General features: G+C 62.0%; 14 protein-coding genes. 4 read left to right on the forward strand and 10 right to left on the reverse strand.

Annotation, left to right across the window (positions count from 1 at the left end; translation table 11 throughout):
* Positions 1-472: 472 nt before the first annotated feature.
* The 6 genes from msrQ to GJV37_RS21635 all read right to left on the reverse strand — a co-directional run bounded on the left by msrQ (position 473) and on the right by GJV37_RS21635 (position 6,408).
* Entirely contained in the window at positions 473-1,081 is a 609-nt protein-coding gene (gene msrQ / locus GJV37_RS21610; protein ID WP_170859965.1) for a protein-methionine-sulfoxide reductase heme-binding subunit MsrQ, read from the reverse strand.
* The gene (gene msrP / locus GJV37_RS21615) at positions 1,081-2,091 is read right to left on the reverse strand and encodes a protein-methionine-sulfoxide reductase catalytic subunit MsrP (RefSeq protein ID WP_170859964.1); all 1,011 of its coding nucleotides are present in this window, start codon (positions 2,089-2,091) and stop codon (positions 1,081-1,083) included. Before msrP ends, msrQ begins: the two co-directional genes overlap by 1 nt.
* A 57-nt stretch (positions 2,092-2,148) precedes the next feature.
* Positions 2,149-2,973 carry a CDP-diacylglycerol--serine O-phosphatidyltransferase gene (gene pssA, locus GJV37_RS21620; protein ID WP_017516328.1) on the reverse strand — a complete coding sequence of 275 codons (825 nt, stop codon included), beginning with the start codon at positions 2,971-2,973 and terminating at the stop codon, positions 2,149-2,151.
* A 149-nt stretch (positions 2,974-3,122) separates the two neighbouring features.
* The gene (gene ilvC, locus GJV37_RS21625) at positions 3,123-4,139 is read right to left on the reverse strand and encodes a ketol-acid reductoisomerase (RefSeq protein WP_017516327.1); all 1,017 of its coding nucleotides are present in this window, start codon (positions 4,137-4,139) and stop codon (positions 3,123-3,125) included.
* Between the two features lie 44 nt (positions 4,140-4,183).
* On the reverse strand, positions 4,184-4,675 hold the full coding sequence (ilvN, locus tag GJV37_RS21630; RefSeq protein WP_017516326.1) for an acetolactate synthase small subunit: 492 nt from the start codon (positions 4,673-4,675) through the stop codon (positions 4,184-4,186).
* A 2-nt stretch (positions 4,676-4,677) separates the two neighbouring features.
* The gene (locus tag GJV37_RS21635; protein ID WP_024767184.1) at positions 4,678-6,408 is read right to left on the reverse strand and encodes an acetolactate synthase 3 large subunit; all 1,731 of its coding nucleotides are present in this window, start codon (positions 6,406-6,408) and stop codon (positions 4,678-4,680) included.
* Positions 6,409-6,811: 403 nt separating this feature from the next.
* Between GJV37_RS21635 and GJV37_RS21640 the strand changes: the two genes are divergently transcribed.
* Positions 6,812-7,264 carry a DUF4124 domain-containing protein gene (locus GJV37_RS21640; protein WP_065085374.1) on the forward strand — a complete coding sequence of 151 codons (453 nt, stop codon included), beginning with the start codon at positions 6,812-6,814 and terminating at the stop codon, positions 7,262-7,264.
* A 7-nt stretch (positions 7,265-7,271) separates the two neighbouring features.
* On the opposite strand, the gene GJV37_RS21645 is transcribed toward GJV37_RS21640, so the two are convergent.
* From GJV37_RS21645 to mrcB, 3 genes are read right to left on the reverse strand one after another with little or no spacing between them, the layout of a single operon-like run.
* Positions 7,272-7,601 (reverse strand): YqcC family protein, encoded by a 330-nt coding sequence (locus GJV37_RS21645; protein ID WP_024767182.1) that lies wholly within the window; start codon positions 7,599-7,601, stop codon positions 7,272-7,274.
* Positions 7,601-8,419, reverse strand: a complete 819-nt coding sequence (locus GJV37_RS21650) for a tetratricopeptide repeat protein (RefSeq protein ID WP_170859963.1) — start codon at positions 8,417-8,419, stop codon at positions 7,601-7,603. Before GJV37_RS21650 ends, GJV37_RS21645 begins: the two co-directional genes overlap by 1 nt.
* A 16-nt stretch (positions 8,420-8,435) precedes the next feature.
* A complete protein-coding gene (gene mrcB, locus GJV37_RS21655; protein ID WP_024767180.1) occupies positions 8,436-10,760 on the reverse strand; it encodes a penicillin-binding protein 1B in 2,325 nt (774 codons plus the stop codon).
* A 217-nt stretch (positions 10,761-10,977) separates the two neighbouring features.
* Here mrcB and GJV37_RS21660 point away from each other — a divergent pair, with 217 nt between their 5' ends.
* From GJV37_RS21660 to GJV37_RS21670, 3 genes are all read left to right on the forward strand, one after another.
* On the forward strand, positions 10,978-12,540 hold the full coding sequence (locus GJV37_RS21660) for a bifunctional aminoglycoside phosphotransferase/ATP-binding protein (RefSeq protein WP_170859962.1): 1,563 nt from the start codon (positions 10,978-10,980) through the stop codon (positions 12,538-12,540).
* Between the two features lie 230 nt (positions 12,541-12,770).
* Positions 12,771-13,043, forward strand: coding sequence for a TfoX/Sxy family protein (locus tag GJV37_RS21665; RefSeq protein ID WP_024767178.1), 273 nt, complete (start codon positions 12,771-12,773; stop codon positions 13,041-13,043).
* 104 nt (positions 13,044-13,147) lie between these two features.
* Complete coding sequence (locus tag GJV37_RS21670; RefSeq protein ID WP_024767177.1) at positions 13,148-13,948, forward strand: Crp/Fnr family transcriptional regulator; 801 nt, start codon at positions 13,148-13,150, stop codon at positions 13,946-13,948.
* 539 nt (positions 13,949-14,487) lie between these two features.
* Here the strand turns inward: GJV37_RS21670 and GJV37_RS21675 are convergent.
* Complete coding sequence (locus tag GJV37_RS21675) at positions 14,488-15,384, reverse strand: ChaN family lipoprotein (RefSeq protein WP_170859961.1); 897 nt, start codon at positions 15,382-15,384, stop codon at positions 14,488-14,490.
* Between the last annotated feature and the right edge of the window lie 10 nt (positions 15,385-15,394).

Below are 15,394 nucleotides of genomic sequence, written 5' to 3' on the forward strand. Positions count from 1 at the left end.
CTCGAATTCACGAGTGTTACTTGCGTTGCTGATAATCAGTCGATCATCAGTCTTACATCACAAGCACCCACACGAATTGCTTGATTCAACTTGTTAAAGAGCAGCTGGTTAAGGCTTTCGTCTCAACCGAGGCGCGCATTCTACGCTAACCTCATCTTTCGTCAAGCTTTATTTTTCGAAAATTTCTTTTCTACTCAATCGCTTGGGCTTCCGAGAAGTCAAACCTCTCATCAGCGGGAGGCGCATTCTACAGCGATCAAACTCACTGTCAAGCACCTCGGCGACCTTCTTTTCAGCTCGCTGCCGGAGCAGCTAATGAAGAGCGGCAAGCGAATCACCTGCCTGATCACCACTCCCAACCTCTAATCTCTGTAAGTACTTGATTTTCAAGTTCTTTCAGCGCTTCGTCACTGGGAGTGGTGCGCATTATAGGGAGTTTAAATTGGCCGTCAACGACTAATTTAAACTTTCTTCAGCCGGCGGTCGGTCGACTGCGCAATCGAGGCAGCTGACGAGCTATCGGAGGCGTGCGCAGGAGCATCAGTACAAGCCCTACGATCGCATAGACCGCCCAGCGTTCCAGATCAGACCGCACGACCCACAGCATATGCAACAACCCCAAACCGAGGATGACATATATCAGGCGATGCAGTTTCTTCCAGCTCGCCCCCAGCTTTCGCATGCTGTAGCGGTTGGAAGTGATAGCCAGGGCCAGCAACCCGAGGAACGCCCCGAAGCCGACAATGATGTAGGGCCGCTTGCTCAGCTCCACTCCCAATTGGGCCCAGTCCAACCCAAGGATGAAGACGGCATAGGCACTCAGGTGCAGCACTATATAGGTGAAGCACCAGAGACCCAGCTGGCGGCGAACCTGTACCCAGCCACCCCACCGGGTGACTTTCTGCAGAGGCGTCATCGCCAGGGTAATGAGCAACAGGACGAGACCGCCCTGGCCCAGCCTGTCCACCAGCGCCTTGCCCGGGTCCGGCCCCAGATCGAAGATCCAAGCCTGGTACAGCCAGAAGAGTGGCGGCGCCGATGCAGCCAGAAATACCCCGGCCCGCCAGAACGGATAGCGCATCAGTAGTCCTTCCTCAGATCCATGCCCGCATAAAGCGAAGCGACCTCATCGGCATAGCCGTTGAACATGAGGGTAGGACGAACATTGGGGCTGAATAGTCCACTGGGCAGACGACGTTCGCGCGCCTGGCTCCAGCGCGGATGGTCTACCGTCGGATTGACGTTGGCATAGAAGCCATACTCGTCCGAAGCCAGACTCTGCCAGGTAGTCTTCGGCTGCTCCTCGACGAAGCTGATCCGCACAATGGACTTGGCTCCCTTGAAGCCGTATTTCCACGGCACCACCAGACGCAGCGGCGCTCCGTTCTGGTTCGCCAGTACCCGGCCGTACATGCCGACAGCCAGAATCGCCAAGGGATGCATCGCCTCATCCATGCGCAGCCCTTCCACATAGGGCCAATCGATCAAGGCGAAGTTGGATTGCACACCCGGCATATCCTTGCGATCCACCAGGGTTTCGAAGCGCAGGTATTTCGCCTTGCTGGTCGGTTCGACCCGCTTGATCAGCTCGGAGATCGGAAAGCCGATCCACGGAATGACCATCGACCAAGCCTCGACGCAGCGCAATCGGTAGACGCGCTCCTCCAGCAGATAGGGTTTGATGAAGTCCTCGAGCGCGTACTTGCCGGGTTTACCCACCTCCCCATCGATCACTACGGACCATGGCTCGGTCTTCAAGGCACCCGCATTGGCAGCGGGATCCCCCTTGTCCGGGCCGAATTCGTAGAAATTGTTGTAGGTGGTCGCGTCCTTGAACGGTGTGATGGCTTCATCTTTTACCGTGACGGCATCCCAGCGTGTAGCGGCGAGCTTTTCCGTGAGCCAGGAAGGGGCAGCCGCTTCGGCGACATCGGCATAGCGACCGCCCTCGGCAAAACCCAGACGCGGCAATCCGGATAGAGCCGCAGCCGCCATCGCACCACCGAGAAAGTGGCGACGGGAGAGATAGAGGGATTCGGGCATGACTTCCGATTCGTGGCAATCGGAAAGGCGGGACGACTTGATCAGCATGACGGGCTCCGCAACAACTGGCTGTATGCGCCAGTAGACTGCGGAGCCCGCTGGAAATTACACGGCAGGCGGCTGCTTGCGACGGCGCAATTGCAACAAGTATTGCACCGGGCCGGAGGTTGCGTATGCAAGGAACAGCAGGAGCAGGATGCGCGGCGGGTCGGTGAAGACCACGGCGAATGCCAGCACCACTACAAGGATTGCCATGAACGGCACGCGGCCGCGCAGGTCAAGATCCTTGAAGCTGTAGTACTTGATATTGCTGACCATCAGCATGCCGGCGGCGGCGACCATCAGCGCAACCAGCAGGGAAACCTTGGCGCCCTGAACGTCGAAGTCGGCGAACGCCCACACCGTACCGGCAACCAGCGCCGCGGCAGCCGGGCTGGCCAGACCGATGAAGTAGCGCTTGTCAGCCTTGCCCACCTGGGTATTGAAACGCGCCAGACGCAGAGCGGCACCAGCAACATAGATGAAGGCGACCATCCAGCCGACCTTGCCCAGGCTGCTCAGCGCCCACTCGAAAGCGACCAGCGCCGGAGCTACTCCGAAGGCGACCATGTCGGACAGCGAGTCGTACTCGGCGCCGAAAGCACTCTGGGTATTGGTCAGACGGGCCACACGACCGTCGAGGCCGTCGAGGACCATGGCGACGAAGATGGCGATGGCGGCGTTGGAGAAATCGCCGTTCATGGCATTGATGATGGCGTAGAGGCCGGTAAACAGTGCTGCAGTAGTGAACAGGTTAGGCAGCAGGTAGATGCCGCGATGACGAACCTTGCGACCTTCTGCGTCATGGCCCTCTTCGATGTGCTCATCGATGGGCAGCAGACTTTCTTCGGTGTCGGAAGCCTTGTTCGGCTCCTCGTGACCTTCACTCATGGACGATTCCTTGAGAACTCGTTGAGGCTGAGATTTGCCGGTGCACGCTTTTGCGTGGACACGTCCGGCACCCCCGCTTTATACCAGATCACCGCCCCTAAACGAAAAAACGCGGCAAGCGCCGCGTTTCCTCGTTTGTCGAAAGGACCTTAGTTCTTGGTCTTGTCGACGATCTTGTTGGCAGCAATCCACGGCATCATGGCGCGCAGTTGCTCGCCGATGACTTCGATACCGTGAGCGGCGTTGTTGCGGCGCTTGGCGGTCATCGACGGGTAGTTGGTAGCGCCTTCGGAGATGAACATCTTGGCGTATTCGCCGTCCTGGATGCGCTTCAGAGCGTTGCGCATGGCCTGACGGGATTCGGCGTTGATCACTTCCGGACCGGTTACGTACTCGCCGTATTCGGCGTTGTTCGAGATCGAGTAGTTCATGTTGGCGATGCCGCCTTCGTACATGAGGTCCACGATCAGCTTCAGTTCGTGCAGGCACTCGAAGTAGGCCATTTCCGGAGCGTAACCGGCTTCGACCAGGGTTTCGAAACCGGCTTTCACCAGCTCGACGCAACCGCCGCACAGAACGGCCTGCTCGCCGAACAGGTCGGTTTCGGTCTCGTCCTTGAAGGTGGTTTCGATGATGCCGGTACGGCCGCCGCCAACGCCGCAGGCGTAGGACAGAGCGACGTTCTTGGCATTGCCCGAAGCGTCCTGGTAGATCGCGATCAGGTCGGGGATGCCGCCGCCTTTCACGAACTCGGAGCGTACGGTGTGGCCCGGGGCCTTCGGCGCGATCATGATCACGTCGAGGTCAGCGCGCGGTACGACCTGGTTGTAATGGATGGAGAAGCCGTGGGCGAAAGCCAGGGTGGCGCCTTTTTTCAGGTTCGGCTCGATCTCGTCCTTGTACAGACGGCCCTGGAACTCGTCCGGAGTCAGGATCATGACCAGGTCGGCAGCGGCAACGGCTTCGGCCACTTCGGCGACTTTCAGGCCGTGGTTCTGAGCCTTGGCAACGGAAGAAGAACCCGCACGCAGGCCGACGGTGACGTCGACGCCGGAGTCTTTCAGGTTGCAGGCGTGTGCATGGCCCTGGGAGCCGTAACCGATGATGGCAACTTTCTTGCCCTGAACGATGGAGAGGTCACAGTCTTTATCGTAGAAAACGCGCATTTGGGTAATCCCCTGTCAGTTGGCCTCGTGGGCCGTATTTCAAATCAGATGCTGAGAGTCTTGTCGCCACGGGCAATACCGGTGACGCCGCTGCGGACAACTTCGAGGATCGACGCGGTGCCGATGGCCTGGATGAAGCTGTCCAGCTTGTCGCTGGTGCCGGCCAGCTGCACGGTGTAGACGCTGCTGGTGACGTCGACGATCTGTCCGCGGAAGATGTCGGTGGTGCGCTTGACCTCGGCGCGCTGGGCGCCGGTAGCCTTCACTTTCACCAGCATCAGCTCGCGCTCGATATGCGCGCTCTCCGAGAGATTCACCAGTTTTACCACCTCGATGAGCTTGTTGAGGTTCTTGGTGATCTGCTCGATGACTTCGTCCTGACCGGCGGTGGTCAGGGTCAGGCGCGACAGCGTCGGGTCCTCGGTCGGGGCGACGGTCAGGCTTTCGATGTTGTAGTTGCGCTGGGAGAACAGGCCGACGACGCGGGACAGCGCGCCGGGTTCGTTTTCCAGCAGCAGGGAAATGATGTGTCGCATGATCAGGTACGCTCCGTCTTGCTCAGCCACATGTCGCGCATCGCACCACCGCGGATCTGCATCGGGTAGACGTGCTCGCTGGTATCAACCTGGATGTCGAGGAAGACCAGGCGATTCTTCATCGCGAAGGCTTCTTCCATCATCGGCTTCAGGTCCTTCAGGTCGGTGATGCGCATGCCGACGTGGCCATACGCTTCAGCCAGCTTGACGAAGTCCGGCAGCGATTCCATGTAGGAGTGCGAGTAGCGGCTGTTGTACTGCATGTCCTGCCATTGGCGGACCATGCCCAGCGCACCGTTGTTCAGGTTGACGATCTTCACCGGCAGGTCGTACTGCAGGCAGGTGGACAGCTCCTGGATGTTCATCTGGATGCTGCCTTCACCGGTCACGCACGCAACGTCTGCGTCAGGGAAGTTCAACTTCACACCCATGGCGGCCGGGAAGCCGAAGCCCATGGTGCCCAGGCCACCAGAGTTGATCCAGCGATTGGGCTTGTTGAAGCGGTAGTACTGCGCCGCGAACATCTGGTGCTGACCCACGTCGGAAGCGACGAAGGCATCACCGTTGGTGACTTCGCAGAGGGTCTCGATCACGGTCTGCGGCTTGATGATGCTGCCGTCGCCCATGCTGTAGGGGAACAGGCCGCGGGTGCCACGCCATTCCTCGATCTGCTTCCACCAGGCCGCCTGGGCTTCCTTGTTCGGGGTCTCGCCGATTTCCTTGAGGATCGCGACCATTTCGGTCAGGACGCTGTCCACCGGGCCGACGATCGGGATGTCGGCCTTGACGGTCTTGGAGATCGAGGCCGGGTCGATGTCGACGTGGATGATCTTGGCATTCGGGCAGAACTTGGCTGCGGTCTCGCCGTTGATCACGCGATCGTCGAAACGCGCGCCGACGGCAAAGATCACGTCAGCGTGGTGCATCGCGAGGTTCGCGGTGTAGCTGCCGTGCATGCCGAGCATGCCGACGAACTGGCGATCGGTACCCGGATAGCCACCCAGGCCCATCAGGGTGTTGGTGACCGGCACGTTGAGCATGCGCGCGACCTCAGTCAGCGGCTCGGCGGCATTGCCCATGATCACGCCACCACCGGCGTAGATGATCGGGCGCTTGGCGGCGAGCATCATCTCGGCGGCCTTGCGGATCTGGCCGGAGTGGCCACGGACCGCCGGGCTGTAGGAGCGCAGCTTCACCTTCTTCGGGTAGTTGTATTCGAACTTCTGGGTCGGATCGCCCATGTCCTTCGGAATATCGATCACCACCGGGCCGGGACGGCCGGACTGGGCGATATAGAAGGCCTTCTTGATGACCTCAGGGATTTCCGACGGGTGCTTGATGATGAAGCTGTGCTTCACGATCGGGCGGGAGATACCGACCATGTCGGTTTCCTGGAACGCGTCGGTACCAACCATGTTGCTCGCCACCTGGCCGGAGATCACCACCATCGGGATGGAGTCCATGTAGGCGGTGGCGATGCCGGTGACGGCATTGGTCGCGCCGGGACCGGAGGTCACCAGCACCACGCCGGGCTTGCCGGTGGCCCGCGCATAGCCGTCGGCCATGTGGGTAGCGGCCTGCTCGTGGCGAACCAGGATGTGGGTTACTTCGTTCTCTTTGAAGAGAGCGTCGTAGATATGCAGGAGGGCACCGCCCGGGTACCCGTAGATGTACTTAACGCCTTCGTCACGCAGGGAGCGGACGACCATTTCAGCGCCGGATAAAAGTTCCACGTTGTCACCTCTAGAACGCTATATACGGAAACCCCCAACGTGGGGGACCGACTTGGATGGCTGCCCGGCAGACATGGGCGAATGTAATCGCCGGCTACGTCGACTGCCGATTGAGCAGAACCTGGAGACACTCCTGTTTGTGTTACGGAGAGCCTCCACCCAGCGCGAGGTAACGCGAAACAGGGTGAAACTTTGCGGCGCGGGTAGCACCTCTTGTCTGCCGAGTAAAACCAGCTTGCGGCCGGCCCACTGCAGCGAACCTTGGATTCTTCTGAAACGAAGCGGCCAAGTCAAGCCATATATGGCTTTGAATGAAGCGGGGATGTGAACTTTCTCAGAGTGAATAAGCCCGCGATTTGGTTATAGTTACCGACAGACTCCGCACCCCAAGGATCGACAAAGCATGCGACGGACGATTTTCATGGGCAGCCTGCTGCTCGCACTGGCCCCGACCGTGATGGCCGCGCAGGTCTACAAATGGGTCGATGCCCAGGGCATCACCCACTTCGGGGCACAGCCACCACAAGGTGCCGATGCTGCCACCGTGAACACCAACACCGCACCGCCCAAGGCCAGCAGCAACTTCCCGCCGCCCGCCGACGCCCTGCCGAAACTCGCGCCCAGCGCGGACGAAAAGCAGAAGGCCGCCGACGAAAAGGTGCGCCAGGAAGTCGCGCAGCAGGAAGCCGAACGCCTCAAGCAGTGCGACAAACTACGTAACGACATGGCCCAGTTGAAGAACAATCCGCGCATCCGCGTGGACAATGGTGAGGGCGAGCTTCGCCGCATCACCGAAGAGGAACGTCAGGACCGTATCGCGGCCAGCGAAAAGAGCCTGCGCGAGAACTGCAACTGACGCCCGCTCAGGGCGTCGGGCTGATCAACTGGTCGAAGGCGCCGAGCGCATCGAGCAGACCAGCCACCCGCGCGCCCTCATTGGCATAAGCCATTTCCGCGATGGCACGGATCCCCGAGGCAGTGGGCAGGTCCGCGCCGCTCTCGATGATCAGCTTCATCCGCGGCAGAAATATCCACTGCAGCCACTCCTCCAGCGCCAGCGTATCCACGCAGAAGGGTTCGACGCTGGAAAGCCTGTCCGGCGACGGGCTTTCGCTTCCCCACAGACCGATTGCACGCAGCTCCCGCTCGATCAGCAGCAACTGATCGGCGACGGCCAGCACGCGCCCGTCCATTACAGGGTCACCTTGGCTTTCTGCCGTGCCTCGGCGGCGCCAGCGGTATTGCCCTGCTGGTCACGACACTTGGCGATCAGATCCCACAGACTGGCCTGCATGGTCGGGCGACCGTTGGCCAGTGACAGGCCACGCAGCGCCACCTGTTCGGCTTGCGCAGCATCGCCCTGTGCCAGGCGCACCTGGGCCAGCTTGTAGAGCACCTGCGGCTCGCGTGGAGCAATGCGCTGGGCGCGCTCCAGGCTGGCGGCAGCGCCGTTGAGGTCACCACCACCCTGCTGCTGCGAGGCGGAGGTGAGCAGCGCCAGCACCGGTCCATCCAGCTGCTCGTCCGCCGAGAGGCCAGTGTTGCTCGACGGAATGCCGGAAGGCCCCTGGTAGTTCTGGGTGGTCGGCGCAGCCTGCTGAGCCTGATTGATCGGCTGCTGGTAGGTCTGCGACTGGAAACCACCATTGGAGGTGATGCCACCACTGGTGGAGATTGGCTGCTGCGAGTAGCTCGTTCCCGTTGCTCCCGGCGCCGTGGTCATCGGCGAGGTGCTGATCGGCGCGGCGCCGCTCTGCGCCGGGAAAGTCTGGATCGGCGCCATGCCGGCATCCTGCGGGACCATCACGGTAACCCCGGAGTCACCCTGCGGGATGCTCTGGCCGGCACCGGCACGAACTGGCGCCTGGGTGTTGCCACCGCTGCGGCCAACGCGCTCCGAGTTGGAGACGGAGGTACCGGAGTCCTGCACGGGAATCGCACCCTGCTGCGGGGTCGCACAACCGGACAGAAGCGCCAGAGTCGCCGACGCTGCAAACCAAGCTTTTCTCACTTCCAATCCTCTTGCATCAGTTCAACCAGCCGCGCACCCAGTCCATGACTTCGCCGGCTGGCGTCTGGTTTCCGCAACCTGCGCCCAGCGCAGGTTCGCTTCCACGAATATAAGGCATCTGCACTGCGCCCGGGCAGTTGGCGTCAGTGCCCTGCCCGGTATGCGGATCGACCCAGGCCTGCACGACATTATCCGGCATCGGCATGTCCAGCGGCGCGGGATTGGCCTTGCGCATGAAGCTGGTCCAGATCTGCAGCGCACCGGTGGCACCGGTGAGCGGAGTCTTGCCATTGTCGTCGCGACCGATCCACACCACCGCCAGCAGGTCCTGGCCGAAACCGGAGAACCAGCTGTCGCGAGAATCGTTGGTGGTACCGGTCTTGCCCGCCAGGGTGAGGGACGCCGGCAACTGGTTGTAGACCGAGCGCCCGGTGCCTTCGCGCATCACGCGCTGCATGGCGCTCTGCAGCAGGTAGATGGCGCCCGGATCGAAACGCTGCTGGACCTGGAACGGATAACGCTTGAGCGGCTGCCCGTCGGCCGCCAGCACACTGCGGATGCTGCGCAGCGGGGTATTGAAGCCGCCACTGGCAATCGTCTGGTACATGGTCGCCACTTGCATCGGGCTCAGCGCGCCCGCGCCCAGCAGCATCGACGGATAGGCCGGCCAATTCGGCGACACGCCCAGGCGCTCCAGCGTCTTCAGGACGTTCGGCACGCCCAGGTCGAGACCCAGCCTGGCCGTGGACAGGTTCAGCGAACGGGCCAGCCCCTGGTAGAGGAAGATGGTGCCGTTGGCGGTGCCCTCATAGTTCTTCGGCGTCCACACCTGGCCATCCTTGCCCTTCACCTGGAACGGCTGGTCCTGGATGTAGCTGGTCAGGGTGTACTGGCTCGGACGCTCCAGCGCGGTCAGGTAGACCGCCGGCTTGACCAGCGAACCGATCGGCCGCACCGCATCTACCGCACGATTGAAGCCGGCGAAGCGCGGGTCACGGCTGCCGAGCAGCGCCTGGATTTCGCCGGTTTCCGGGTTGGTCACGACCATCGCGGTTTCGGTCTCGGCGACGCCCTTGCGGCCTTCCAGGCGCTTGAAGGTTTCGCTGACGGCGGACTCGGCCTTCATCTGCAGGATGGGGTCGAAGCTGGTGAAGATCCGCAGGCCTTCTTCGGTCAGGTCCTCGTCGCGATAGTCCTCGCGCAACTGGCGTTTCACCAGGTCGAGGAAGGCCGGATAGGAGCTGTTGGCCATGCTGCCCTGAGTGGTCACACCCAGCGGCGCCTGCTTGGCGGCAGCCGCTTCCTGGGCGGTGATCACACCCTGCTCGGCAAGCACGTCGAGCACCACGTTGCGGCGTTCCAGCGCACGCTCCGGATTCCGACGCGGGTTGTAATAGGAAGGCCCCTTCACCATGCCAACGAGCAAAGCCACCTGGGGCAGCTTCAGCTCCGATAGCGGCTGGCTGAAGAAGTACTGGCTGGCGAGGCCGAAGCCGTTCACCGAGCGCTGGCCGTCCTGACCGAGGAACACCTCGTTGAGGTAGCCCTCGAGGATTTCGCGCTTGTCGTAATGCAGTTCCAGCAGCACCGCCATCATGGCTTCGGTGAGCTTGCGCGACAGGCTGCGCTCGTTGGTCAGGAAGAAGTTCTTCACCAGTTGCTGGGTCAGCGTGCTGCCACCCTGGCGCAGCTGGCCGGCGCTGGCGTTGACCCAGACCGCCCGGGCGATGGACTTGATCGAGACTCCGTGGTGGGTCCAGAAGTCGCGGTCCTCCACGGCCACCAGGGTATCGATCAGGTAAGGCGGCACCTGATCCAGCTTGATCAGGATGCGGTCTTCGTTATGTGCCGGATACAGGCCGCCGATCAGCAGCGGCTCCATGCGCGCGACAGCGAGGTCGCCACCATTGGCGCGACTCAGGCCAGCCACGTAGTCGCCGGAGAAGCGCACGCGAATGCGCTGCGCAGGCTCGGCGCCTTCATAGAACTGGAAGCCACGGGTATTGAGGTCGACGGCGTTGCCGGACACCGACACGGCGCCAGGGCCTGCGACCGAGGCCTCGCGGCGATAGCCCAGCGCATCCAGCTCGCGCAGGAAGTCGTCCTTGCCCAGTTTCAGGCCGACGAACAGCTCCAGCGGCCGGGCGTAGACCTTGGCGGGAATGGTCCAGCGCTTGCCGGAGAATTTCTCCTGGACAACCGCATCGAGGTACACGGCAAAACCGGCCAGCACCACGACACCAACCAGACCGAGCTTGAGAGCCCAGCCCAGCCACTTGCGCATGGCAGGCGACGATTTGCCGCTTTTTTTACGAGGTTTGGAAGATCGGGGACGCGTCATGGCGGCGCATTATACGTACTTTGTCCACAGGAGACAGACGCCGCTCCAGCGGGCGTCCGGGCTTGATGCGAACTGCCGCGCATCCAACAAGAACGGCAGTGGCCGAGCTATGACCCCGCGATGGCCATTTGGTTGCCGGCCGGCTGCAGAGTTTGCACCTGCCGACCCAGCCGCCATAATGCCCGCCTTTAGAAAATTCGACCGGAAAGGACATCACGTGAGCCAGACCCTACTCGCAGCCCTGCAGAACCCCGCCCTCTTCCCCCATCCGGTCGACGGTTTCCGGGTCATCGAAACCCACATTTCCTGGGTGCTGCTCACTGGCTCCCATGTCTACAAGATCAAGAAACCGGTGAACTTCGGCTTCCTCGACTTCACCGACCTTGCCAAGCGCAAGCACTTCTGCGAGGAAGAGCTGCGCCTGAACCAGCGTCTGACCGAAGGCCTGTACCTCGACGTCATCGCCATTACCGGCAGCGAATCCGCCCCGCAGATCGGCGGCGACGGCCCGGCCATCGAATACATGATCCAGTGCCGCGAATTCCCGCAGAGCCAGTTGCTCAGCGAAGTTCAGGCCCGCGGCGAACTTAGCGCCCAGCATATCGACGGCCTTGCCCATCAGATCGCCGACTTCCACCTGCGCACCCCGGTCGTCCCCAGCGAGCACCCACTAGGCACTCCGGACGCCTGCCTGGCGCCGGTGCGGCAGAACTTCGAACAGATCCGTCCGCTGCTCTCGGACAAAGCCGACCTGCTGCAACTGGATGCCCTGGAGGCCTGGGCGGAGTCCAGCTTCGAGCGCCTGCACGGCGTGTTCGAGCAGCGCAAGGCCAATGGCTTCATCCGCGAATGCCACGGCGACATCCATCTGGGTAACGCCGCGATCATCGACGGCAAGGTAGTGCTGTTCGACTGCATCGAGTTCAACGAGCCCTTCCGCTTCACCGATGTCACCGCCGACTACGCCTTCCTCGCCATGGACCTGGAAGACCGCGGCCTGAAGTGCCTGTCGCGACGCTTCGTCAGCCAGTACCTGGAATACACCGGTGACTACCAGTCGCTGGCCCTGCTGAATTTCTACAAGGCTTACCGCGCCCTGGTCCGCGCCAAGATCGCGCTGTTCAGCCTGGCGCACCAGACTGACGCCGTGCAGAAGGCCGCGACGCTGCGCCAGTATCGCAACTACGCCAACCTGGCGGAGAGCTACAGCGCCATTCCCTCGCGCTTCCTCGCGGTGACCGTCGGTGTTTCCGCCGTCGGTAAGAGCCAGGTCGCACTGCGGCTGGTAGAAGCACTGGGCGCCATTCGCCTGCGTTCGGACGTGGAGCGCAAGCGCCTGTTCGGCGAACAGCAGGCCGACCAGCAAGGCCAACTGAAGGCCGGCATCTATGCTGGCGACGCCACCACCGCGACCTACCAACGCCTCAACGAGCTGGCCGTTGATATCCTGCGTGCCGGCTACCCGGTCGTGCTGGACGCGACTTTCCTCAAGCAGGAGCAACGTGCCGCTGCCTGGGAAATTGCCGAGGAAACCGGGGTGCCCTTCCTGATCCTCGACTGCCAGGCGCCGGAAGCGGTGATCAGCAGTTGGCTGACCCAGCGTCAGGCCGAGGGCAATGACCCCTCCGACGCGACCCTGGAAGTGATCCAGGCGCAGCAGGCCAGTCGCGACCCTCTCAGCGCCGAAGAGCAGCAACACAGCAAGCGCGTCGACACCCCCGACGCCGCCAGCCTCGACACCCTGGTCGCCAGCATCCGCCAGCGCCTGCCGGGCCTCTGATCCACCGTTTGTCGGCCGGAATCACCGCCACGCGATGACTCCGGCCGGTGGGCAGCGCCGCACGGCGCGCCCTGCCTGCGCCACATCGCCCTGCCCCGCTTTCAGGGCGATGTCACAACGCCACGCTTTTCTCATCCACCGCTACACTTCCAGGGTGTGTCCGGCCGCTACGAGCAGTTCTCGGCCTTTTCAAGACCTGACACCCATCGTGCCCATCGCAAGGACCGACGATGAACGACGAACTGCTGCACCTGAAGAACCTCGGCAAGACCTCTGCCCAGTGGCTCCACGCCGTGGGCATCCACAACGCTGGCGACCTGCGCCGTCTGGGGGCGGTCGGCGCTTACCGGGCCGTGCGCGCCCGGGGCTTCCGTGCCTCCAAGGTGCTCCTTTACGCCATCGAGGGTGCCCTGCTGGATGTGCACTGGAACGACCTTCCTCCCGCGCACAAGGCAGCCCTTCTCGGCGAGCTTGAGACATTTCCCGCACGTAACAAGAGCTAGCTCACAAGCTCTGTGGGAAAATGTTTACGCAAGGTGCCTGTCCGCTTATGGTCTCAGGGCCCTTCGTGCGCCCTCGACCGTCGCCATATCAAGGAATTACGGCCATGTACCTACTCGGTGAACAACCTGCCTACGCCGATCGACTGATCAATCGCCTGCAGGGCATTCCGGCGCAATTGCTCGCCGGCCTGGAACCCGCTGGCGAAGCCATCCGCCTGGAGCGATCCGACGACCTGGAAGGCGAGTTGCCCGGCAAGCATCTGTTCCTCATCGAGAATGGCCTGGTCCATGCGCTGGTGGATGAGCGCCCGCTGTTCTACCTGCAGGAAGGCGACCTGGTCGGCCTGCGCCAGGGTATCGAGCTGCCACCGTGCCGTTACGTCAGCGAAGAACCTCTGTGCCTGATTCCCTATTCGCGCAGCGAAGTGTTCCGCCATATCCACAGCGACGAGGAGCGCCAGGAGCAGTTCCTGCACTACCTGATCGGCCACACCGCGCTGCTGTCCGACGCGCTGGCGCACCTCAAGCAACCGGAAATCCGCCCGGCTACCGGCTTCCAGCATTTCGCCGCCGGCGCGCAGCTGATCCAGCAGGGTGATGACGCCGAGCACGTGTTCATCATCATCGAAGGCCACGCCGAGGCCTTCGTCGATGGGCAGAAGGTCGGTGACGTGCAGAAGGACGAAATCTTCGGCGCCATGGCCGTGTTCACCCGCGAGAAGCGCAGCGCGTCGGTCATCGCCAGCGAGCCGTGCACCGTGATGGTGATCCCCAAGGACCAGTTCCTCAGCCTGATGCAGAGCAACCCGCGCATCGCCCACAGCCTCATCGAGGGCATGGCACGCCGCATCGACCTGCTGAACAAGGAAGTCACCCAGTTGCGCCTGCAGCGCCAGCCGGACTGAGCCTCAGCCCTTTGAGAAAGCCCGGCCTTGCGCCGGGCTTTTTCGTTACCGCGGTAGCTCATTCGTCGATGAGAAAAAATCTGCAGAAAAGAGGTTGACTCTCAAATGATAATGATTATTATTGATTCATCTGGTCGCGAGGCCAGATCGATAACCTCAAGAGACCACGCAGTCGGACTCTTCAGATTATCTCCTCATCAGGCTAATCACGGTTTCGACCCGGCACTTTGCCGGGTCTTTTTTTTGCCCCGGTTTTTACCTTTCCGCCCCATCGCCAATCCGCAGAAAAAACTTCGCATCAGTCGCAGAAAAGCTGTTGACTCTCAAATGATAATGGTTATTATTACAACAACTGGCTGCGAGGCCAGTTGGATAAGCTAGAGAGACCACGCAGTCGGACTCTTCAGATTATCTCCTCATCAGGCTAATCACGGTTTTAGACCCGGCACTTTGCCGGGTCTTTTTTGCCCGCGATTTCTTGCGCGTCGTTCTGACAGCGAGCCTATGAAAAACGGAGCCTTCCGGCTCCGTCGTGTGACTTACAGGCTACCGCGCATCTGCGCACAGTAATCGGTGGCGGGCTGGGCCGGCGTATACCACAGGTAATCCGCCTGGCCGGGCTCCACGGGCTTGCCGACTTCCGCCAGCATCACCACCTTCAGCCCTTGCGCCGCGTCGATATCCTTCAGATGCAGCGGCACTCCCAGATCGCGCCGCGCATGAAAGCCGCCGGCGATCAGCACGGAGGGTTCAGGAGCTGCCTTGAAAACTTCGGCCATGCGCCGGTCGCGCTGCTGCTGCACCGCCAGCATCGCCGGGTACTGGCTCTCGGGCAGCAGGCCACAATGGGAACCACGGATGTCCTCCAGCAATGCATTGCGCACCGACGCTGCTGTAGACGCCGAGCCTTGCAGCTGCGGCTTGGTCCGGTAGATCTTCATGATCTCGTCACGATCCAGGTTGGCCGCCAGTAGTGGCGCCGGCTGCTTCACCAGCCAGATCACCAGCGGACCGTATTGTGACCAGTCCCAGCCCGGCTGCCAGCGCAGCGCAGCGATCAGGTCGTTTGGCATGTCGCCCTTCGCGGCGGATGCCTGGGCGGCGCTGACTGCGCTCTGCTGGTCAGGGGCGAGCATTTCCAGCAGCACACTGCCACTCGGGCGACGCTCGGCCAGGGCGCGCACCAGCCAGAGCTCGAGGGCATGGTGATCCGGATTGTCGTGCTGCTCACCAACGATTACCCGCGGTGCCGCTGCAAGTCGATCAAGCAGCTGCGCGGGGGAAAGTTGCTCGCCGCTGCGCAGATCGCGGATCACCCCCAGCGCGGCGCTGTCGCGCTCTTCCGGGCTTTGCCAGTCTGGCAGCGGCGGCGCAGCCACCTGGCCTTGGCAGGCAGCGAGCAACGCCAGCAGCGGGACGAGCAGGACCTTCTTCATGGCGACTCCT

It is taken from the genome of Pseudomonas nitroreducens (assembly GCF_010994165.1).
Classification (GTDB): Bacteria; Pseudomonadota; Gammaproteobacteria; order Pseudomonadales; family Pseudomonadaceae; genus Pseudomonas; species Pseudomonas nitroreducens.